This window comes from Candidatus Ornithobacterium hominis (assembly GCF_900538215.1).
GTDB classification, from domain to species: Bacteria; Bacteroidota; Bacteroidia; order Flavobacteriales; family Weeksellaceae; genus Ornithobacterium; species Ornithobacterium hominis.
Genome location: NZ_UNSD01000003.1, coordinates 62,310 through 85,343, shown reverse-complemented (window position 1 = coordinate 85,343; position 23,034 = coordinate 62,310). Strand labels below are relative to the sequence as shown.

General features: G+C 37.3%; 17 protein-coding genes and 1 pseudogene. 10 read left to right on the top strand and 8 right to left on the bottom strand.

The window, feature by feature from the left end; translation table 11 throughout:
• Positions 1–550 (bottom strand): annotated as a pseudogene (locus tag D5J18_RS03765) (hypothetical protein); the annotation flags it as partial.
• Between the two features lie 451 nt (positions 551–1,001).
• Positions 1,002–2,549 (bottom strand): carbon-nitrogen hydrolase family protein, encoded by a 1,548-nt coding sequence (locus D5J18_RS03755; RefSeq protein ID WP_119057692.1) that lies wholly within the window; start codon positions 2,547–2,549, stop codon positions 1,002–1,004.
• Positions 2,550–2,802: 253 nt separating this feature from the next.
• On the opposite strand from D5J18_RS03755, the gene D5J18_RS03750 reads away from it, so the two are divergent.
• Together D5J18_RS03750 and D5J18_RS03745 are read left to right on the top strand one after the other, a co-directional pair.
• A complete protein-coding gene (locus D5J18_RS03750; RefSeq protein WP_119057691.1) occupies positions 2,803–5,775 on the top strand; it encodes a tetratricopeptide repeat protein in 2,973 nt (990 codons plus the stop codon).
• Positions 5,776–5,778: 3 nt separating this feature from the next.
• On the top strand, positions 5,779–7,512 hold the full coding sequence (locus D5J18_RS03745) for a TonB-dependent receptor (protein ID WP_133298096.1): 1,734 nt from the start codon (positions 5,779–5,781) through the stop codon (positions 7,510–7,512).
• Positions 7,513–7,595: 83 nt separating this feature from the next.
• On the opposite strand, the gene fbaA is transcribed toward D5J18_RS03745, so the two are convergent.
• Complete coding sequence (gene fbaA, locus D5J18_RS03740) at positions 7,596–8,666, bottom strand: class II fructose-bisphosphate aldolase (RefSeq protein WP_119057689.1); 1,071 nt, start codon at positions 8,664–8,666, stop codon at positions 7,596–7,598.
• Positions 8,667–8,806: 140 nt separating this feature from the next.
• On the opposite strand from fbaA, the gene nhaC reads away from it, so the two are divergent.
• The 6 genes from nhaC (at position 8,807) to D5J18_RS03710 (ending at position 16,314) form a co-directional block, all read left to right on the top strand.
• Positions 8,807–10,288 carry a Na+/H+ antiporter NhaC gene (gene nhaC / locus D5J18_RS03735; protein ID WP_119057688.1) on the top strand — a complete coding sequence of 494 codons (1,482 nt, stop codon included), beginning with the start codon at positions 8,807–8,809 and terminating at the stop codon, positions 10,286–10,288.
• A gap of 115 nt (positions 10,289–10,403) precedes the next feature.
• The gene (locus D5J18_RS03730; RefSeq protein ID WP_133298095.1) at positions 10,404–10,835 is read left to right on the top strand and encodes a hypothetical protein; all 432 of its coding nucleotides are present in this window, start codon (positions 10,404–10,406) and stop codon (positions 10,833–10,835) included.
• A complete protein-coding gene (locus tag D5J18_RS03725; RefSeq protein WP_119057686.1) occupies positions 10,831–11,388 on the top strand; it encodes an RNA polymerase sigma factor in 558 nt (185 codons plus the stop codon). Before D5J18_RS03730 ends, D5J18_RS03725 begins: the two co-directional genes overlap by 5 nt.
• A complete protein-coding gene (locus D5J18_RS03720) occupies positions 11,385–12,719 on the top strand; it encodes an outer membrane beta-barrel protein (RefSeq protein ID WP_119057685.1) in 1,335 nt (444 codons plus the stop codon). Before D5J18_RS03725 ends, D5J18_RS03720 begins: the two co-directional genes overlap by 4 nt.
• 72 nt (positions 12,720–12,791) lie before the next feature.
• Positions 12,792–13,823 (top strand): nucleoid-associated protein, encoded by a 1,032-nt coding sequence (locus D5J18_RS03715; RefSeq protein ID WP_119057684.1) that lies wholly within the window; start codon positions 12,792–12,794, stop codon positions 13,821–13,823.
• A gap of 220 nt (positions 13,824–14,043) precedes the next feature.
• A complete protein-coding gene (locus D5J18_RS03710) occupies positions 14,044–16,314 on the top strand; it encodes an aconitate hydratase (RefSeq protein WP_119057683.1) in 2,271 nt (756 codons plus the stop codon).
• Positions 16,315–16,408: 94 nt separating this feature from the next.
• On the opposite strand, the gene D5J18_RS03705 is transcribed toward D5J18_RS03710, so the two are convergent.
• Positions 16,409–16,801, bottom strand: a complete 393-nt coding sequence (locus D5J18_RS03705; RefSeq protein WP_119057682.1) for a hypothetical protein — start codon at positions 16,799–16,801, stop codon at positions 16,409–16,411.
• 41 nt (positions 16,802–16,842) lie between these two features.
• Here D5J18_RS03705 and D5J18_RS03700 point away from each other — a divergent pair, with 41 nt between their 5' ends.
• Entirely contained in the window at positions 16,843–17,460 is a 618-nt protein-coding gene (locus tag D5J18_RS03700) for an NUDIX hydrolase (RefSeq protein WP_119057681.1), read from the top strand.
• A gap of 56 nt (positions 17,461–17,516) precedes the next feature.
• On the opposite strand, the gene D5J18_RS03695 is transcribed toward D5J18_RS03700, so the two are convergent.
• From D5J18_RS03695 to cdd, 4 genes are all read right to left on the bottom strand, one after another.
• Positions 17,517–17,927 carry a DUF2141 domain-containing protein gene (locus tag D5J18_RS03695; protein ID WP_119057680.1) on the bottom strand — a complete coding sequence of 137 codons (411 nt, stop codon included), beginning with the start codon at positions 17,925–17,927 and terminating at the stop codon, positions 17,517–17,519.
• A 115-nt stretch (positions 17,928–18,042) separates the two neighbouring features.
• Complete coding sequence (locus D5J18_RS03690; RefSeq protein WP_119057679.1) at positions 18,043–19,674, bottom strand: pyruvate dehydrogenase complex dihydrolipoamide acetyltransferase; 1,632 nt, start codon at positions 19,672–19,674, stop codon at positions 18,043–18,045.
• Positions 19,674–20,681 (bottom strand): pyruvate dehydrogenase (acetyl-transferring) E1 component subunit alpha, encoded by a 1,008-nt coding sequence (gene pdhA, locus D5J18_RS03685; protein WP_119057678.1) that lies wholly within the window; start codon positions 20,679–20,681, stop codon positions 19,674–19,676. Before pdhA ends, D5J18_RS03690 begins: the two co-directional genes overlap by 1 nt.
• 94 nt (positions 20,682–20,775) lie before the next feature.
• Complete coding sequence (cdd, locus tag D5J18_RS03680; protein ID WP_119057677.1) at positions 20,776–21,243, bottom strand: cytidine deaminase; 468 nt, start codon at positions 21,241–21,243, stop codon at positions 20,776–20,778.
• 92 nt (positions 21,244–21,335) lie between these two features.
• Here cdd and D5J18_RS03675 point away from each other — a divergent pair, with 92 nt between their 5' ends.
• A complete protein-coding gene (locus D5J18_RS03675) occupies positions 21,336–22,871 on the top strand; it encodes a YifB family Mg chelatase-like AAA ATPase (protein ID WP_119057676.1) in 1,536 nt (511 codons plus the stop codon).
• Positions 22,872–23,034: the final 163 nt, after the last annotated feature.

Sequence of the window (23,034 nt, the reverse complement as noted above, 5' to 3'; positions counted from 1 at the left end):
ATGAACCGTAGGTTTTAGCTTCATTATGGGCATCTGTGCCTGTTTTACTAACGGTAGGGTCAAAATGAGAACTATTTATGTTGGCGTATTCTGCTCCAAGGTTGAGGTTGAGCCATGTTTTATTATAATTAGTACCAGTTACAGTTATAGCGCAATACACAAAATCATGCTTGCCGTCGACACCAAATAATTTATCAAAAACTATGTTTTCTGGTGCACATTGCTTGATTTTTTTGATGATCTCATCTGCTCTGTCTGGCTGATTATCTCGGATGTGCTTTATTTTATCCTTATTTTCTATTTCCCATTTAATCCCTGAAATCACTCTTGAGAGGCTTGTGCGCTTCACCTTTTGGTCTTCTTCATCCCAAACTAAAAGCCATTGGGTAGATATTTTCTCCTTAACACCTTCTATGCGCAAGTCACCACCTTCTTGGTTGTCTTTTGCACTGATGTCTAATGTCGCCTGTGGAGTATCTGTGTTAATGCCCACCTGAGCGGTGACCGCAACCGCTGATAATACGGCTAAAGAAAATAATAATTTCTTCATTTGTTTTAATTTTTTGGTTAATATTTTATTGATTGATTCTTTTCTTAATTAAATTTTTGCTGTTTTTTTCAACTTTTTTGCTTCTTCTTTTAGAAAGAGCCCCAACCCGTGAGGCTCTTCTTTTTGAAGAAATTACTACTCTCACACAGGTGAAAATAGAAAAACCGCACAAGATTTTCTTGCACGGCTTTGCGGTTCGCTCCCGAGGGAAGCAAAAAATTATTATAAGTAGCTGATAATGAGTTGTTTAGCTCATTGCTTGTGTGTGTGTGTGTTTACACTTTATTTTGAAACTCACAAATTTCATTTGTTAAAATTTCGTTATTTTTTTGTTAAAATTTTTCGTTGAGATTTTTCTCTTCTCAACCTGCCCGCAAATGTATTTTACGTTTTTGAATTACGCAAATTTATTTTTTTTTGAGGCTGTTTTTTTTTAAGGCTTTAGAAATTTTTATTTATTCTTTCTATCAGGTAATAATTTAAGGCTGTACAAATCTTTTCGGCGGTCTTTTAGATTTTTTACTGATCCTTGCTCATGCAGTTCTAGCAACAAATCTAAGTCTACGTCTTCTACCAAAATCATCTCGGTATTGGGCGTTGCGGCTGCCTTGATGCCATCGGCCGGGAATGCGAAATCACAAGGCGTGAACACCATCGACTGTGAATATTGGATATCCATATTATGAACTTTAGGCAAATTCCCTACACTACCTGCTATTGCCACATAACATTCATTCTCTATTGCCCGAGATTGGGCACAATACCGAACGCGCGAGAAGCCGTTTTGAGTGTCTGTCAAGAACGGGACAAACAATATGTCCATTCCTTGGTCTGCCAGCAGGCGGCTGAGCTCAGGAAATTCAGAGTCGTAACAAATCAGAATTCCGATTTTACCACAATCGGTGTCAAAAGCTTTAACCTGGCTACCGCCCTTCAATCCCCAGGCTTTTACTTCATCTGGCGTGATATGAATTTTCTCATAACGTTCCACCGAGCCATCTCTGCGACACAGGAACCCGATGTTGTACAGCTGGTCATCTACCACTTCTGGCATGCTCCCTGTGATGATATTGATGTTGTATTGCATTGCCAATTCAGAGAATCGCTCTTTAAATCGTTGCGTAAATTCTGCTAATTTACGGATTGCTTCCGCCTCAGATAAATGGTTGTAATCGGCCATCAGCGGCGCATTGAAGTACTCGGGAAACATCGCAAAATCGCTTCGGTAGCCCGATAGCGTGTCTACGAAATATTCTGCCTGCTCCATTACATCTTCAAAGCTTTTGTAGGCACGCATCTGCCACTGAATCAGCCCTAAACGCACCACCGATTTCGTCGTCTGCGTGATTTCCTCTTCCACTTCTTCGTAGTAAATATTGTCCCACTCCATTAGGATTGCATTTTTGTCTGAAAGCTTATCATCGGGCAAATAATTCCTCAAAATCCTCGTGGGGCGGAAATCATTAGAAATCTGAAAATTCAGCACACTATCGTGAATTTCTTTGTCACGTACTTTCTGTATATACTGTTTTGGCGTCATCTCGTCCGCATACTTGTGGTAATTGGGCATTCTACCGCCAAAGGCAATCCCTTTCAGGTTCAGTTTTTCGCACAGTTCACGGCGATACTCGTACAAGCGCCGCCCCAACTTCATTCCCCTAAAACTGGGGTGAACAAAGATGTCTATACCATAGAGTACATTCCCGTGGGGTGTGTGCGTAGAGAAGGTTTCTTTGCCCGTGATGGAATCGTAGGTATGGTGTTTATCAATCTCCTTATCAGGAACGATGATGCTAAGCGCCACTGCAGCGATTTCATTATTAACTTTCAGTGCGACTTGCCCTTCTGGGAATTTTTCTATCAAAATTTTGATTTGTTCTTCCTCCCAAATGTTGTGTGCCATGCTGGCATAGGCGGCCTTCATGGTGGCTGCAAGTGCTGGGTAATCTTCTGCCGTTAAGTGTTTTAGCTGAATGTTTTCTATATTTTCTGCTTTCATTGATTCAAAAATAGTTTCCGCAAATGTACATTTTTTAGAATTTTAGTTACAGCAATCTCATGATTTAATCTACTTAAATATTCATCAATTTTCACATTTTTTTTAAAGGCTTAAAAAATTTATTTACAAATATAATTTGAATTTACTCGCTGCTTGCCAAAGCTAACTTTAACGAACTTATAACATACAAAAGGCTAACTTTATTGCGAAAAAAATGGATAATCCTTAATTTTACCTTTTTAAAAACTTCGCTATGCGCAAAAATTTTCTTCTGCTTTCTGCATTCGGTTTTGCTGGTTTGCTGCAGGCACAGATCTCGAACATTGATTTCCGTGAAAACAAAGAATTTCATCGAGCTCAGTTTCTCTACCAAGAGCAATCTTACTTGGCTAGTCAGCATGCTTTTGAAAAGTATTTGCAAAAAGAAAATATCGCAACCGATGAAGAAGAAATTGCGGCCTACTTCGCTGCGCTTACTTCGCTTATCAATAATCAAGACGGAGGCGAAGCGCGGCTGATGAGTTTCCAGGCAACGTACCCACGCAGCAGCTTGAGCCAACAAGGCACGTGGCATTTGGGTAGCTATTACCTCTCTAAAGGCGATTATGATAAAGCTTTTGATTATTTATCTCGTGGAAATTTGAGTGATTTACCCGCTTATCAGCGAGATGAATTTCGGTTTAAATTGGGGTATGTCAACTTCATGAAAGACCAAAAAAATCAGGCTTTAAACTATTTAAAACCTTTGACGCGACATGCCGTTTATGGGGAGGATGCTAAATATTATGTTGGGCACATCTATTACAGCCAAAGAAAGTATGATTTAGCTCAGCCTTACTTTGAGGAATTGCAACAGCGGAACCCTGTTTTCCGCCAGCGATTGTTGCCGTATATGGTTCAAATTAAATTCAATGATGGGAATTACAGCGAGGCTATTCGCTTAGGCAAAGAGCAATTAACTGCCTACCAAGATGCTCATCTCACCAGTGAGATTTCTAAAATTGTGGGCGAAAGTTATTTTCACCAAGGGCAGTATGACCAAAGCATTCCATATCTAGAAGCTTACACAGGCGAAATGTCTGCAGCTGATTACTATCAACTGGGCTATGCCTATTATCAACAAAAAAATTACGAAAAATCCATTTCGCTTTTCAATAAAATTGTAGCGGGAAATGATAAAATGGCACAAATCGCTTACTACCAACTAGGAAACGCTTATCTGAAAACTAACCGAAAGGAACAAGCTTTAGCCGCCTTTCAATCGGCCGGGAAAATGGATTTTGATGCCGCTCTGCAGGAAGACGCATATTATCACTACGCTAAGCTAAGTTATGATGTCGGGAATCCCTATGAAAGTACGCCAGTAACATTGCAAAAATATTTAACCCAATACCCGAGTGGAGCACATCGCAAGGAAATCCAAAATTTGCTGGTGGATGCTTACATCACTTCTGGAGATTATCGTCAAGCAGCGGAGATGCTCCGACCGATTCAGAATAAAAATACTGAACAGAATAAAACCTTTCAATTAGCCAATTATTTGTATGCCACTACTTTATACAAGAATGGAAAGTTAAATGAGGCTAAAAATTATTTCACTACGGCTCGCCAAATCAGTGCAGATGATGTGGTAACGGCTCGTGCTGAGTTTTGGCTCGGTGAAATTGCTTATCGCCAAGGGAAATACGGCGAAGCCCTGATTTTTTTTAAAGGCTTAGAAAATTTCCCGAAAGATTTCAATGAGAGAAAGGAATTAAGCTATCAGTTAGGGTACACGCATTATAAATTAAAGAATTTCCCGCAATCAGAAAAGTATTTCAAAACCTACTTGGCAACCAATCCGCCAGGGGAATTCAAAGCTGATGCCCGTATGCGCTTGGCTGATAGCTATGTAGGCAATAGAAATAATGAGCAAGCTATGGCGGTTTACGAAGAAGTCGAAAAGTCAAATAATCAAATGGCTGATGAGGCCGCTTATAACCGTGCTATTGTCTTGGGGTTAACGAAAGGAAATGCCGCAAAAGCTCAAGCTTTAGAAAATTTCATCAAGGCTTATCCAGTTTCAAAATTTAATGACCAAGCTCAGCTGGAATTGGCAGATACTTATGTAGATTTGGAGCAAATCAATTCAGCAAATTTAGTTTTGGATAATCTCATTAAGCATACCAACGCAGATTTTGCTGCTGAGGCTCATCTACGCAAGGGTTTTATTTTTTACATTCAAGGGCAAACTAAAGAGGCTTTGCGCCAATTTGAAAAGGTGACGGAGAAAAAACCTGGCGCTAAACAGGCGATTCAAGCGATTGAAAATGCAAAGCGCATTTACTTGAATAATAGTGACTATAAAGGTTTTGAGCGTTGGGTTTCTCGATTTGATTATTACCAAATCGATGTAAGCGAAATCCAAACTTTGGCGTTGGATAATGCTTTGAAAAGCTTTGATGCTAATAATTACCCAGCCGCCATCGCTGCTTTAGGAAATTTACTGAAAGATTATCCTCAGCTTCAAAAAAATGACCAAGTGAATTATGCGCTGGGCGAATCTTATTACCAAACCAATCAGTGGGATGCTGCGCTGAAACCCCTAAATGCCGCAGCTGCCATAAATGGAAATTACCAAAGTGATGCGTTGCTGCGTTTAGCTCAAATTTATTTAAATAAAAATCAAATAACCGAGGCAAAGTTGAGCTTGGAAGCTTTATATAATAATACTTCAAATCTGGCTTATCAAAGTTTTGCAGAAATTCATCTAATGCGAATTTATGCCAAAGAAAATAATACCAAAGCTACTGAATTAGCACAGAAAGTTCTGACTAATTCTAAAAATGAAACCTCTGTGAGAGAAGAAGCTGAGTTGATTTTGGCTCGTGAACTCTACCACAAAGGGCAAAAGGCTGATGCCGAGAAATCTTATAAGGCTTTAGAAAATGCTTCTTCCACAGCAGTACGTGCAGAGGCACTCTATTACAAAGCGCTTCTGCTTAATGAGAGAAAAAGTTTTGAGGCTTCCAATCAGGTGATTTTTGAGCTAGCTTCTAAATATGCTGACCAACAGCTCTGGGGTAGCCAAGCGCTAGTGGTGATGGCAGATAATTACTACCAACAAGGTGATTTGTACCAAGCAAATCACACCATCGAGAGTATTTTAGAGAATTACAAAGATTTTCCTGAGGTTTCTAAAAAAGCAAAAGTGTTGCAACAAAAAATTAAAGCCAAGAAAAAATAAATTATGAAAAAAATTATTTTCCCTATTACATTCGTTCTTAGTATTTTTTCCATGGCTCAAATCAAGCAGGGCGATGTGAATGTAAACCATAAAGACGACATTCAGCAAGGGAGCGTTACCGTGAATCGTGTATACGAACCCAATGTGGATGCTGCTGAAAAAATTAAGCAAACACCACAAGAAAAAACAGAAATTCAAAAAAAATATCAGCCTAGCTATACACCAAAAGATTTGGCTGCGGCTTCCGATTTTGAAACTTCAACCTTGCGTGCGGAGGAGTTACCCGTAGAGAATTCCAGGAATTTCAGAAATTATTTTGAGGCTGGATATGGTAACAATTCTAATTTAGATTTAAATGCTTTTGTGGATTACGAATTTGATGAAAGTTCTGCTATCGGTGTGAGTGCAGGCTATCGTTCAGCCAAAGCGAATTTAAAAAATTCCATTATAGATGATGGCTTTACACATTTTAATGCAGATGGATTCTACCGTTATAATTTAGCAAACGCAGTGGCAAAGGTAGGTATTGGGGCGAGACTGAGCGGCTATGATTTATATGGTTATGCACCAGAAATAACCTCAACCCAAATCAGCAAAAACAATTACTTATCTTACACGCATTTAAAAGCTTACGGGATTTATGATGTTTTCGATAGCTATTGGCTCAATGATATAAAAGCTGAATATCATTTCTTTCGTAGTAATTACAAATCTAGAGAAAACCACATCAAGCTAAATGCGAATGTGGGTAGTAAAGATTTATTTGACTTTAGCTTATTGGGTAGTGAATCTTTTGGATTAATTTCAAAGGGAAATTTAGAATTTCTGAACAGTCATTTTGATTTCTCTTTCCTTCAACAAAGGAAAGCTTATAACTTTTTAAACCTTGGGCTTACCCCGCAAATTGCTTGGCTAGGTGACTTTATTGATATTACAGCGGGCGCCAACATTCAGTATTTGAATCAGCCAGAAGGTCAAAACAAGGTTTACATAGCTCCACAAGCAGAATTTACCGTGAAGCCAACGCCAGAATTTAACTTCTTAGGCGGCATAAATGGTGGTGTAGACTTGAGAAGTTTTCAGGAATTAGCTGATTTTAATCCCTATTTATTCGGTCATCAAGCGTTAAAACCCTCCTTCAATCGCTTAGGCTTTTACATCGGTTTAAAAGGGGATGTTGGTTCAGATTTCAAATATACTGTGACAGCGGGTTATCAAAAATTAGAAAACATATTAGGTTTTCTCAATGTCCCGATCAGCTACAGCTCGGCAGTTCCTTTCGGTAATGGGAACACGTTCCATAGTTATTACGACGACGGTAATAGAAACCATCTCGAGGCTAACATCAATTATTTCGGAATCAATAATTTAGACTTAAATGCAGTTTTAAACTATCAGAAATTCAATTTAAATAATCTGAAAGAAGTTTATGAAGTCCCTACATTGCAAGCAAGTCTAGGGGCTAATTACCGATTGCTACAGCAAAAGTTAAAATTGGGTGGTGATATTTTCTTTGTAGGGAGTAGAAAAACTTGGGTTGGCGAAGATTTTTCTGCCGGGGAAGAAGCTAACTTAAATTCCTACTTAGATTTAAATTTAAACGCACGCTACCAAATTACCAACCAATGGAATGTCTTTGTAAAAGGTCAAAATTTGATAAATAATAATTATCAACGTTTTTACCACTATCGTGTACAGGGAGCACACATCATTGGTGGAATTATGTTTAAGTTTTAAATTTTCTAAGCCTTAAAAAAATAAAAATCCGATGGGAATTTTCTCATCGGATTTTTTTAAAGCCTTAAAAAATTTTGGCTAAATTATTTATTTCTATCTAGGTTATTCAAATCTTCAAAAGCTTTTTTCAAGCGTTTAATAAATGTTAATTCACCCTCACGCAACCATTTTCTTGGGTCATATTTGCTTTTATTGGGAAGATCTGCTCCTTCTGGGTTTCCGATTTGCGTTTTTAGGTAATCAGCATATTTACCAAAATAATCTCTAACTCCTTCTGTAAATGCAAATTGCTGGTCGGTATCGATATTCATTTTAATCACTCCATAGCCAATTGATTCTCTTATATCTTCTTGAGAAGAACCCGAACCTCCGTGGAACACAAAGTTCACTGGCTTGTCTCCTGTCCCTCTTTCTTTCTGAATGTACTCTTGTGAATTTTTAAGGATTTTTGGAGTCAACTTCACATTCCCTGGCTTATAAACACCATGCACGTTACCAAAAGCAGCGGCAATCGTGAAGTGCTCTGAAACCTCTTTTAATCGGTCATAAGCATATAAAACCTCTTCTGGTTGAGTGTAAAGTTTAGAAGAATCTACATCAGAATTATCTACCCCATCTTCTTCTCCGCCAGTAATTCCCAATTCGATTTCAATCCACTGCCCTAGTTTATTCATTCGCTTGAATCGCTCTACACAAATGTCTAAGTTTTCTTCTAGTGGCTCTTCTGATAAATCAAGCATATGAGAGCTAAAAAGCGGTTTCCCCGTCTGCTCGTAGTATTTTTCGCTCGCATCAATCAAGCCATCTACCCAAGGCAAAAGTTTTTTGGCACAGTGGTCTGTGTGCAAAATTACGGTAACGCCATAAGCCTCTGCCAACTCGTGAATGTGCTTAGCTCCTGCTACAGCACCCAAAATCGCTGACTTTTCATTCACGTTTGAAAGCCCTTTACCGGCATTGAATTGTGCTCCACCGTTTGAGAATTGAATGATAACTGGTGAATTTATTTCTGCAGCTGTTTCCATCACAGCGTTGATGGTATTAGATCCTGTTACGTTAACGGCTGGTAACGCATATCCGTTTTTTTTTGCATCTTCGAATATTTCGCCTACTAATTTTCCGGTTGCAACTCCCGCTGGAAATTTTTTACTCATAATATTATGTTTATTTTTATTTGCTGAATATTACAAATATAGGGATTTAAACAAAGATTTCCCGCATGATTTTTCCCATGATTTTATTTACTTTTGCTTTTGTGCTATTTTCTATGAATTTTTTTAAGCCTTAAAAAAAAATGAAAAAACAAATATCCTTACTCAGTGCTGTAATTCCTGTTTTTGTATTAGTCATATTATTGATTTTAAATGTAAAAGTCTTCAAAGACAATGCAACGGGTGGAGCGAACCAAATGGCTCTTCTGATTTCGGCAAGCGTAGCAGCTATCGTCGGGCGATTCCATGGTGTTTCATTAAAGACTATTCTAGAAAAAGTTTCGCACAATATCCAGACAACAGCTCCAGCGATTTTAATTTTACTTTTGGTTGGTTCTTTAGCTGGAACATGGCTTTTGAGCGGAATAATCCCAGCAATGATTTATTACGGATTACAAGTTCTCAATCCTCAGTATTTTTTAGCTGCTTGCGTCATCATTTCCATTATTGTCTCTATGGCTACGGGTAGCTCTTGGACTACCAGCGCCACCATCGGGATAGCGCTCATCGGGATAGGAAACGGATTGGGCATTGGCAGTGCTATGACTGCTGGCGCAGTAATCTCTGGGGCGTATTTTGGGGACAAAATGTCCATCTTATCAGACACAACAAATTTGGCTCCTGCAATGGCGGGAACAGATGTCTACACCCACATCAAGTACATGACTATCACCACTGTGCCTACCATCATTATTACATTGATTTTCTTTTTCATTCTTGGTTTAAATACACAGGCATCTTCTGCCATCAATCAAGAAGCTGTTTTAGAATTAATTCGCCAAAACTTTTCTATTTCACCTTGGTTGTTTTCCGTTCCGCTCATCGTCATTGCTTTAATTATTGCCAAAGTTGACCCGCTCCCATCTCTTTTGGCCGGAACTTTATTGGGCGGATTAGCTGCTTTTATTTTTCAGCCTCATTTGATTCAGTTAGCCTCCAGCTCTGGAGATTCCGTAGTTTTCTTTGATTATTATAACGGAGTTGTGCAATCGATGATTGGCGAAACGGTAATTCCTGTAGAAGAAATCACCTTGAGCGACGGCACAAGGCTTAATCTGCAAGGTTTGTTCGAGCAAGGCGGAATGGCAGGAATGCTAGGGACAGTCTGGCTCATTATCTGTGCGATGAGTTTTGGCGGGGCGATGGAAGCCATCGGGGCATTAAAGCAGATTTCTTCTTTCTTTTTAAAATTATTTCACGGTGTTTTTGGTCTTTTTGCCAGTACGGTAGCAAGTTGCTTGGCGGTTAACATCACTACCTCAGACCAATATTTATCCATCGTGATTCCAGGTGAAATGTTCAAGCAAGCTTATGATGATAAAAATTTAGCTCCAGAGAATTTAAGTCGAACCTTGGAAGATTCTGCCACAGTCACTTCAGTTTTGATTCCATGGAATACTTGCGGCGCTTATCATTCAAAAGTTTTGCTGGGGCAATCGGGGTTAACAAGCTATATTCCTTATGCCATTTTCAATTATCTAAGTCCTTTTATGACGCTTTTGGTTGCATTAATTGGCTACAAAATCCGCAGGAAACATGAATCGAAAAAAAGCTTAATTTCTTAATTTTTTTATAGGGTTAAAAAAAATGAAATTTAAAATAGATTTTTATTTTTTCATTAAGTTGACGCAACCTTTTTTATCACATCCCGTCTAGTAAGTATAAACCAAAAAATTAATTATGATGAAAAAGTTATTCCTATTAGGATTTGCCGTTGTAAGTCTTTCTTCGTGTTTAAATGAGGATGATGGTCTTCAAATACAAAATCGACATGTAGCTTTTGATAACATAAGCCTTGATAAAGAGACGGTGAAAACCGATGAAAACTTCAATGCTATAGTTTATTTTAAATACAACCCAAGCTGTGAGAGATTATATCAATCTTATTATTATGTTGTTAAAGATTTTGAACGCACCATTTCTCCAATGGCACAAGTAAATTTGAAGAAAACTTGCGATAATACCAAGCAAAAGTCTGTAACAGATACGTTGAAATTTAAATTCTCTAAGCCTGGCAAGTACACTTTACGCTTCTACAAAGGGCATGATACTGAGAAAAAGGCTAGCTTTTTTGAGAAAAAAATCGTGGTAGAGAGCAAAGCAATTAATTAAAAAATCAAAACTTCTGAAAAATTTAAAACTGGGTAAACTAGTTGAGGATTGTAAAAAGAATGACCCCTCTGCACAAAAGAAACTTTATGATTTGCTTTCTCCTGCAATGTTTGCAGTTTGTCTAAGCTATTTTAATTGCGAGGATGATGCTCAGGAGAGTTTCCAACTTGCTTTCATCAAAGTATTTAGAAACATCAGAAAATTTAATCATAAAGGTTCTTTTGAAGGGTGGGTTAGGAGAATAATGGTCAATCAGTGTATTGATAATCTCAGGAAAAAGAAAAAAGAAAATTGGGTGGCACTCAATGAGAGCACTACACCTGTGCAAGAGGATGAAGTTTTAGATGATAATTTTACTACTCAAGAACTATTAAAAGAAATTCAAAATTTACCCCCACAATATCGCATGGTATTTAATTTATATTTTTTAGAAGATTTTTCTCATAAAGAAATTGCCGAAATGCTCGGCATATCAGAAAGCACTTCAAAGTCAAATCTACACCGAGCCAAAGCAAAATTGAAGGAAGAACTTCAAAAAAAATACAAGAAATGAGTTTTTTGTCGCCAAATGTAAAGGATAAGCTAAAGAATAATTACGCTTCTCCCCCAGATGAAAGCTGGGTTTTCATTCGTGAAAAATTAGATGTAAATAGATTCTCTAAGAAAAAAATATGGCTGGTAGCGGCTTCATTATTCTTCATTTTCTTTATCGGCTGGTGGAGTTTTGATTTCATCCAAAAACATCACAAACCCCATAGCGTTCAGCAAAAAAATCAAGCAAAGATTTCTGACTCCAAAATTGGAAATACGGAAATAGAAAAAAAATCTAAAGCCTTAAAAAATTATAGCGATTCCATACAATCTTCATCTTACGTTCTTACTCCAAATTCTACCAGTGAAATTGAAAGTTCGCATCAGCATCAGTCATCTGCTACTGACAATAGAAACATTCCAATTCCGCCTCAGAAAAATAATAAAACTCCTCAGAATGAAAGCTTAGCGACATTTATTACGGAATTTGAGCCCAAAGATTTTATTTTTATTACGAAGGGAACTTTCGATTTAAAAAAAAGGCAAAATCTCTTTGCTGAAAAAAATTTAGCTGACCTAAATGATGAAATATTTGCTGAGTTTGAGCTAGAAAAAGCGAATGTGACTGAAGAAAAAAAGACAGCCAAAAAACTTCAAAAATTCTATTTAGCTGGCTACTCAGGCAGTTGGAATGTTTTCAATCAATCATCTCCATTGGTTTCCAGTGATTTTAAAGATTTCGGCAGAGAGTCCAAAAATTCATTGGAATTTGGTCTACTCTTCACGTTTTCTCCAGCATCAGGCTGGGAATTTTCAAGTGGAATAGGGCTTCTAGATATCACTCAGCAAACCAAAGAAGCTCCTATTAAATTAGCCTATTTTATAAATAAAGTCAAGGTTGATGATCGCATTAGCTCTTCGCAAACGCATTCACCTGATGAGCTGAAACAGAACTTAAATGAATTAAACTCTTCCACGCAAAGCTTAAACCATTCATTATCAGGCGTTTTAAGTCAAGATTTAAGATATATTCAAATTCCTGTAGAGCTTGCCTATCGCTTTTTTAATTCAGAAAGGTGGAATTTCAACATTGTCGCTGGCTCTAATCTACTTTTTTTGCAAAAAAATGATATTCAACTGAAATATTTAGAAAAAGAAAAATCACTCCAGTTGCCTGATACAAAGGAACGTTTTTCTTACAATTTAAAAATTGGTTCTAAAATTAATTATCAAATCACATCTCAATTTGGCCTTTATCTTCAGCCAGAGATGGCACATTTCATTTCATCTTCCAGCGAAACTCAGTCTAACTCTCTATTTGGCATCAAAACTGGAATTTCATTAGGATTCTAATTTTTTTTTAAGGCTTAGATTTTTTTTAATATAAAATCCAAACAGGCTTAAAAAATTTTATCTTCGCAGTCTATGGAAAACATTTTTCGGCTAGACCAACTATCGGTACATTACGTGGGCAACAAGCACAAAGATGAATCTTTGATTCTATCAGACACGCCCATTCTGCACGAAGAAGAACTCTTCTCTCAACTTTCAGCCTTTTTTTTAAAGCCCTTTAAAAGAGAAGAACTTTTTCATCTTTTTCATGAAAACTCATTGGAATTCAATGAAGTACACCAAATTACGAAAGCCATTTTTTCTGAACCCGAAAAGTTACACCTATATGCGCGAGATTTAGCCACGCATTTGTACCAAAATTGTGCACATCCCAAAATCAAAGGCGGTGAGTTCTTTGTAGCTTATTTCCCTAAAGCCTCTATTTTGGGTGAAGATTGTGCCGCCATTGGGCTCTTTAAAACAGAGAATAAGGAAACCTTCTTCCAAGTTGAAAATCAAGAACATGACTTCAATATTTCTGTACAAAAGGGGATTTATTTTAATAAACTAGATAAGGCTTGCTTGATTTACAACACTCAAGAAGAAAATGGTTTCTTGACGGAGGTTGTGGATAAAACCAATCAAAACATGGAGGCGCTCTACTGGGTTGATGATTTTTTGCAAGTTAGGCCCTGTGAGAACTCTTATTTTTCTACCGAAAGTACAATGACGCTTTACAAAAACTTTGTAGACGAACGCCTGCCTGAGGAGTTCGATGTGAACAAAATAGACCAAGCCGATTTGCTCAATAAAAGCATGGATTTCTTTAATGAAAATGAGGTTTTTGAAAGCAAACTTTTTCATCAGCAAGTTCTGCAACAACCTGAATTGATTGAAAGTTTTGAGGCTTATAAACTTGAATATGAATCAGACAGAAACATTACATTGCAAGAAAATTTTGGCATTCACCCTTCTGCGGTGAAAAAACAAAAGAGAGTGTACAAAAGTGTGATAAAATTAGACAAAAATTTTCACATTTATGTGCATGGTGACCGCTCTAAAATCATAAAAGATGAAGATAGCCAAGGGAAATTTTACAAAATTTACTTTCAAGAAGAAAACTAAGTATCTATTTATTTTACTCATAAAAACTTGTAATTCAATCTATTTCAATTCTTTTGAATAAAATGAAATTTTTTTTAAAGGCTTAAAATTTCTTTATTGAAAAATTATAGAATCAATCTAAATTAAAAACTAAATATAAGAATTGGCATAGATATTTCAAGCTTTCTCAATAATTCATTAGAATTCCATTAAATTTGCAACTATTAAAAAATTAGAATATATGACATTTGATATTGAAATGATCAAAAAGGTATATGGTCGCATCAAAGAGCGTGTAGACAAAGCTCGTGAAGTAACTGGAAGACCTTTGACTCACGCAGAAAAAGTTCTCTACAGCCACTTATCACAAGGAAATGCAACAGAGGAATACCAACGTGGTTCTTCTTATGTAAACTTTGACCCCGATAGGATTGCTTGCCAAGATGCTACTGCTCAAATGGTATTGCTCCAGTTCATGCAAGCAGGCAAAGATAAAGTAGCCGTGCCTACGACGGTGCATTGCGACCACTTGATTCAAGCCAAGCAAGGTGCTTCTGAAGATTTACAAGAAGCGATGAATCAATCTTCTGAAGTTTTTAAATTTTTAGAATCTGTTTCTAATAAATACGGAATTGGCTTTTGGAAGCCAGGTGCTGGGATTATACATCAAGTAGTGTTAGAAAATTATGCTTTCCCAGGAGGAATGATGATTGGTACCGATTCTCACACGCCCAACGCTGGCGGGTTAGGCATGGTTGCCATTGGTGTAGGTGGCGCTGATGCCGTAGATGTAATGGCTGGAATGCCTTGGGAATTGAAATTCCCAAAATTAATCGGTGTTAAATTAACTGGCTCCCTCAACGGGTGGACTGCCCCAAAAGATGTTATCTTAAAAGTAGCTGATATTTTGACCGTAAAAGGAGGGACTGGTGCGATTGTAGAATATTTTGGCGAAGGAGCTAAATCTTTATCATGCACAGGTAAGGGTACTATTTGTAACATGGGTGCAGAGATTGGAGCTACTTGCTCTACCTTTGGCTATGATGATAGTATGGAGCGTTATTTACGTGCTACCGAACGAGGCGATATTGCTGATGCTGCCAATGAAATCAAAGAATACCTGACGGGAGACCAAGAGGTTTATGACAACCCAGAAAAATATTTTGACCAAGTGATTGAAATCAATTTAGATGAATTGAAACCACATTTAAATGGTCCTTTTACGCCTGATTTAGCTACGGAAATTGGAGAAAATATGACCAAAAAAGCCAACGAAAACGATTGGCCACTGGCTGTAGAGTGGGGATTAATTGGCTCATGCACCAACTCTTCTTACGAAGATTTAACTCGTGCAGAGTCTATTGCACGTCAAGCGGTAGAAAAGAAATTAAAGCCAAAAGCTGAATTTGGTATCAACCCAGGGTCTGAGCAAATCAGATTTACAGCAGAGAGAGATGGCTTGCTACAAACTTTTGAAAATTTAGGAGTAACTATTTTCACCAATGCTTGTGGGCCTTGTATCGGCCAATGGGCACGATACAAAGACCCTAAATCTGCTCCAAAAAATTCTATTGTTCACTCATTCAACCGAAATTTCGCAAAGAGAGCTGACGGGAATCCCAATACACATGCCTTTGTAGGCTCGCCAGAAATGGTCGCCGCTATTGCTATTTCTGGGCGATTAGATTTTGACCCCACCAAAGATACATTAACGAATGCTGACGGCGAAGAAGTAAGGTTTGACCCACCAACGGGCATTGAACTTCCAGAGAGAGGTTTTGATGTAGAAAATTTAGGGTATCAAGCACCACATGAAGATGGATCTAGCGTAGAGGTAATCATTGACCCTCAATCTGATAGACTTCAACTATTAGAATCTTTTGAACCGATTGGAACAGATGTGAAAAATGCTAAATTATTGATAAAAGCACACGGAAAATGCACTACAGACCATATTTCTATGGCTGGGCCGTGGTTGAGATTCCGTGGGCATTTAGATAATATTTCCAACAATATGTTGATTGGAGCAGTAAATGCTTTCAACATGAAAACCAATTTGGTGAAAAACCAATTAACAGGTGAATATGGTGAAGTTCCCGCAACTCAGCGTGATTACAAAGCAAAAGGCGTCCCAACCATAGTGGTGGGGGATCACAATTATGGCGAAGGTTCTTCTCGTGAACATGCCGCTATGGAACCTCGGCATCTCGGCGTAGTTGCAGTCATTGTGAAATCTTTTGCCCGAATCCATGAAACCAATTTGAAAAAACAAGGAATGCTCGGCTTGACTTTTGCCAATGAGAATGATTATGATTTAATTCAAGAAGATGATACATTCAATTTCTTAGATTTAGATCAATTCACTGAAGGAAAACCTCTGCATCTAGAAATAGTACATGCGGATGGCTCTAAAGATGAGATTGAATTAAGTCACACTTACAACGCTAATCAAATTGAATGGTATAAAGAAGGCTCTGCCCTGAATGTAATAAAAAAAGAAAATGCAAAATAATTTTAGTTTTCTCTAAAACTTAAAAAAAATCCGATGAAATTTCTCTTCTTCATCGGATTTTTATTTTTTAAGCCTTAAATATTTTTAATTTTTTTTAAATATTTTCTTTCATCTCTGCTGTAAGTTGCTCCAGAAAATTTGTTAAAGGTTTTTTCGCCATCATTTCAATCATTGGGTTAAATTCACCTATAAAATCAATGTAAGCTTGCGAATTTCCTCCCGTAGATTCTATATTAACTTTCATTTGATAATTTAAATTATTCGTTGGACTTTCAAATAAAATAAAATCAGGTTCTTGTTTTTCTCTGAGCTTCAAGCCCACTTTTGGCATCCCTTTCAGTTGAAAAGCAAAGCCTTCTCCACTCTCATGCAAGCTAAATTCAGTATTCTCTGGCATGAGATTTTCATAATTTCTTAAATCAGACAAGAAATCAAACAATTCTTTTTGACTTTTATGAGACGGAATTTTTTCACTTTCAAATTTCATTAATTTTTATTTTATATCTTAGATTAAATTTCTAAGCCTAAATGTACAAAGTTTTTATCAATCAGCATTTCATCAGCTTTTCTAATGTCATAGAACCAAGCAAAAATACCACCAATGTTATCGAAAATGATGTAGAGGTAATTTTAGAACATTTTCACTCTCTACAAAACGAAAATAATCCTGAAGTTAACGGAATTCATTTTATTTGTAAAAATCCTGAAAAAGTTTTCAAAAAATTTAAAAATATTTTTAAGCACATCAAAGCAGCTGGTGGTATGGTTTTTAATCAAAAAGAAGAACTCTTGCTAATTTTCAGAAACGGAAAATGGGATTTACCTAAAGGGAAATTAGAAAAAAAAGAGAAAAAGAAAAAGGCTGCGATACGAGAAGTGGAAGAAGAATGCGGCGTTTTTGGTTTAAGCATTACAAGAAAATTAATGAAAACCTACCATATCTATTCGCTCAAAAATGAACTGATTTTTAAAACTACCCATTGGTATCGAATGGAGACGTGCGATAACAACGGATTGACCCCACAGACTGAGGAGGGAATAGAGAAAGTCATTTGGGCTAATGAAAAAGAAATTTCTAAAGCCTTAGAAAATACGTATGATAATATTTCACTTTTGCTTAGAAAATATACCAAATACACCAAATAATTAAAACTCTATTTAAACAAATTCTAAATATTTTTTAAGGCTTAAAAAAAGTTTATCTATTTGAGGTAAATAATAATTTTTTGATTTCCGCTGTGTTTAAATGAAGCTTTTTTGAATGTCGGTGCTGAAATCAAGCTTCGTGCATCGTTAGAAAATCCATATTTTTCTTTGGGCCCGAGCATTCCTATATCCATTTTCCCATTATTATTCTCATCGTGCAAAACGGCCACAGCATAAATTCCCTTAGGTACGTTCTTAAACCTGTGCTGAATGATATTTTCTTCAGGTTCCAACTGCACAGTCATGAATTCATTCTCGTGTGGGAAACCTTTCTCTGAATTGAATAATGCAATCAATACTTTCCCTTTTTTAGATTTAATATTTTGAATTTCTACGGATAGGTGAGCTGTCTGAGCTTGAGCTATTATAACAAAAAATGTTAAGATTAGCGATATAAAATTTTTCATACCTTCCTTTTATCTAAAAATATGCCATAGGATTTGCAAATCATTTTTAAAGAAAAAATTAAAAAAGGCTTCAAAAAAAATTCTGAAGCCTTCAAAAAAATTACTATGAAAAATTTTACACCAACATGGATAAAGGTGTCTCTAGGTATTGTTTTAGTGTTTTCAGGTACAAACTTCCCGTAGCTCCATCCACCGTTCTATGGTCACAAGCCAACGTTAGTTTCATGGTATGCCCCACTACGATAGCACCATTTCTTACAACTGGTTTTTCTACAATGGAACCAACAGAAAGAATACAACTATTTGGTTGATTGATGATTGATGTGAAACTTTCTATCCCGTAAGATCCTAAATTTGAAACAGTAAAGGTAGACCCCTCCATCTCATCAGCTTTTATTTTTTTGTCACGAGCTCTACCAGCAAAATCTCTGATTTCAGCACTGATGCGAGTCATTGATTTTAAGTCCGTGTTTTTAACGACAGGAACTACTAAGCCGTCTGGCACAGCAACTGCTACTCCAATATTTATATCACCATGCAGTAGCATTTCATTATCATTCCACGTGCTATTGATTTGAGGATGTTTACGCAATGCCATTGCAACTGCTTTTACCACAATATCATTAAATGAAATTTTGACATCGGGCAGGCTATTGATTTGTTTTCTTGCAGCCATGGCATTCTCCATATCTACTTCCACATTTAAGTAGTAGTGAGGTGCTGTAAATTTACTTTCAGAAAGACGTTTTGCTATAACTTTTCTCATTTGAGAATTCGGTAGAACTTTATCTTCTGCGGTAGAGGCAAACGCTTCAGGACTCAACTCATTATTTTGAGTATTCTCTCTGCCAGCTTGTTCTTTACTTGGTTGATAGGCTTCTATGTCTTTTTTAATGATTCTACCTTTGTCTCCCGAGCCTTCAATTTTTGAAATATCATAGCCTTTTTCTTCTGCTAACTTTTTAGCCAAAGGGGAAATAAAAATTCTTTTACTTTCTTTATTACTTTCAGAAGCAGGAGCACTTGATTTCCCTGCCTGTTGCTCAGTAGGCTTTTCTTGTTTTGGTTCAGATTTTTCAGTTTTTTGAGCTCGCTTCCCTCCATTTTCTACAATGGAAGAAACGTCCGTTCCTTCTGGACCAATAATCGCTAATATGGAATCTACTGGAGCAGATTTACCTTCTTCTACCCCAATATAAAGCAAAGTTCCTTCCACATCGGTTTCAAACTCCTGCACAGCTTTATCAGTCTCGATTTCTGCTAAGATGTCACCGTACGATACTTTATCTCCTACTTTTTTATTCCACGACTCTACTTTACCTTCTTCCATAGTATCGCTCAAACGCGGCATATTGATGACTGTCACCTCATCTGGAATTTCTGCAGAATCATCTGATTTTTTTTGGGCATCATTTGTATCCTTTGTATCTTTATCAGAAGTTTCCCCTTTATTTTGATTAGATTCGTTTGATTTTTCTCCACCTTGAATCAAATCACTAATATCCTCTCCTTCATCTCCAATAATGGCTAAAATAGAGTCTACTTGAGCTGCTTGCCCTTCTTCTACGCCAATGTATAAAAGAGTTCCCTCCACATCGGTTTCAAACTCCTGCACAGCTTTATCAGTCTCGATTTCTGCTAAGATGTCACCATACGATACTTTATCTCCTACTTTTTTATTCCACGACTCTACTTTACCTTCTTCCATGGTATCGCTTAAGCGTGGCATTTTGATTACTTCTGCCATTATTTTTGATTTTCAATTTTGTCTAAAAAAGGATAATTCTCTTGCTCATAAACCATATCATAAATCTGATTTGCTGATGGGAATTCAGAATTTTCAGCAAATTCAGCACACTCTTCTACTCGTTCGATTACTTTATCTAAAGTTTGATTCAATTCTTCCTCCGTTGCCCAGTTATTCTCTAAAATTCTATTTTTCACAATCCCGATAGGGTCTTCATCTTTAAACTGATTCACCTCATCTTTTGAGCGGTAAGGCTCTGCATCAGACATTGAATGACCTCGATAACGGTATGTCTTAATGTCTAAGAAAGTAGGGCCATCGCCTCGCCTAGCTCTTTCAATAGCTTCAGTCGCAGCTTCTGCTACTTTTACTGGGTCCATACCATCAACAGGCGCCGAAGGCATTTCGTAGCCGTGGGCTAATTTATAAATATCCTCATGATTTGCCGTTCTCTTTACCGAAGTTCCCATCGCATATTGGTTATTCTCACAAATGAAAACCACTGGCAACTTCCAATTCATTGCCATATTGAAGGTTTCGTGCAAAGAACCTTGCCTTGTTGCACCATCGCCCATCAAACAAATCGTCACAGCCTCTCGTTCAAAATATTTATCTGCAAAAGCAATACCCGCCCCCAAAGCGATTTGCCCACCTACAATTCCATGGCCTCCGTAGAAGTTATGTTCTTTGCTAAAAACGTGCATCGAACCTCCCATGCCATGTGAAGTCCCATCCACTTTCCCGAATAGTTCTGCCATGATGCGTTTAGGATCCACCCCCATCGCCATTGGCAAAACGTGACAACGATAAGCGGTAATCATTTTATCTTTTTCTAAATCCATCACATGTGCAAGACCTGCTGGAATCGCCTCTTGCCCATTGTACAAGTGCAAAAAACCCCTGATTTTCTGCTTTAAATATAATGATCTACATTTGTCCTCAAATCTTCTCCAAAAGGACATCTCCTCAAACCAATTTAAATAAGTTTCTTTCGTTATTTCTTTCATATACTAATTAAAAAAATCAGACAGAATTTTGCCCGTTTAATATTCTCTTACAAAAATACAGTTTATCGCTCAAAAGAACAAAAAACTAAAAAAACTAAATTAATCTTGAGCTATCAAAGTAAAATGGAAGTAAATCCCCTGTACTTTCTACCCTAATAAATTTATTTTTTTCGCCTTGAAAAATAATTTCTATCGGCTGGTTTTGCTGAACTTCATATTCTAAAATACTTTGACGACAAGCACCGCAAGGTGCCACAGCCGAGTCGTCTTTTTCCCGATTGGTGAAAATAGCGATTTTTAATATTTTATCCTCAGGATAAAGTGCTTTCGCACTAAATACCGCTACCCGCTCAGCACATAAACCCGATGGATAGGCGGCATTTTCTTGATTATTTCCTGTTATAATTTCTCCATTTTCTAACAAGACTGCTGCTCCTACTTTAAATTTACTATAAGGTGCATACGCTTTTTCCATGCTTGATTTTGCTATTTCAATGATTTCTTGAGTTTTAGGGGTTAAATTCTCAAAAATTTCGTTAAAAAATTTAATTTCTCTTTTCATAAATCACGCTGAATTTTAGTAAAGATAAGCAATCCTTTGCTTTCATTTTTTTTATCTATTTCGATTTTATTATCTTGTGAAAAAAACTAAATATGCTGGTTAAAACTTACGGAAGTGCAATTTATGGTATTGATGCTTATCTCATTACTATTGAAGTCAATATTGATAAAGGGGCAGGTTATCATTTAGTCGGTTTGCCTGATAATGCTATTCGCGAAAGTTCTCACCGCATCAACACGGCGCTTAATAATGCTGGATACAAAGTTCCTAGAAAAAAGATTATCATAAATATGGCTCCAGCAGATGTGAGAAAAGAAGGCTCTGCCTATGACTTAACAATTGCTATGGGAATTTTAGCCGCTTCTGAACAAATTAAAGCTGATAATATTGGTAGCTATATTATTATGGGAGAACTCTCCCTCGATGGCAGCTTACTACCCATCAAAGGAGTTTTACCCATCGCTATCCAAGCACGTAAAGACGGGTTCAAAGGGATTATACTCCCGCAAGAAAACGCCAAAGAGGCTGCCGTCGTGAATAATTTAGAGGTTTACGCCGCAGAAAACATTTCTCAAGTTATCGATTTTTTTGAAAAAAAGAAGGAGCTAAAATTAGTTGAATTCAATACTCGTGAAAAATTTTATGAAAGCTTACAAAATTTCCCCTTTGACTTTGCTGATGTCAAAGGTCAAGAAAATGTGAAGAGAGCACTTGAAATTGCTGCTGCTGGAGGCCACAATATCCTACTCATCGGCCCGCCAGGAAGTGGCAAAACCATGCTTGCTAAGAGAATCTCAAGTATTTTACCCCCATTAACTTTACACGAAGCGCTAGAAACCACCAAAATTCATTCCGTAGCAGGTAAATTATCCAAAAATTCAGCTTTGATGACCCACCGCCCTTTCACTTCTCCACATCACACTACTTCTGATGTTGCCCTGGTAGGAGGCGGAAGTTATCCCCAGCCAGGAGAAATTTCTTTGGCACACAATGGCGTCTTATTTTTAGACGAGCTACCTGAGTTCCAGCGTAGCGTATTAGAAGTCATGCGACAACCGCTAGAAGACCGTGAAGTGACTATCGCCCGAGCTAAATTTACGGTCACTTACCCGGCAAGTTTTATGTTGGTCGCCTCGATGAATCCAAGCCCGAGCGGATTCTTCCCCGATGATCCGCAGAACACTTCTTCTCCAGCAGAAATGCAAAGGTATATGAATAAAATCAGTGGTCCTCTGCTCGACCGTATTGATTTACACATTGAGGTTACTCCAGTTCCTTTTGAGCATCTTTCAGCCGAACGAAACGGTGAAAAAAGTGAGGTCATTAGAGCTCGTGTGACCAAAGCTCGAAAACTACAAGAAATTCGCTTTCAAGATTTAGGACATGTACATTACAATGCACAGATGGGACCAAAGCAATTGGATGATTTCTGCCAGTTGGGGACAGATTCCATTGAACTTATCAAAAATGCTATGGAAAAACTAAATCTCTCGGCTCGTGCTTACGATCGAATTCTACGTGTCGCTCGAACTATTGCAGATCTAGACAAACAGCAAAGTATTGCTACTCATCATTTGGCTGAAGCAATACAATATCGAAGCTTAGACCGTGAAGGTTTTTTAAGGTAACTCTTGGTGTATGGTGAAAGCAATATTAAAAATTTCAGACATTCAACCTATCAAAATGATGTGCAGTTTTAGATTTTAATTACTCCCTTGGGGTATTCCTCTTTTAGGTGAAGTGAATTCTTCTTTTATAAAATTTATGTATAATTTATGCGACATTTAGAAT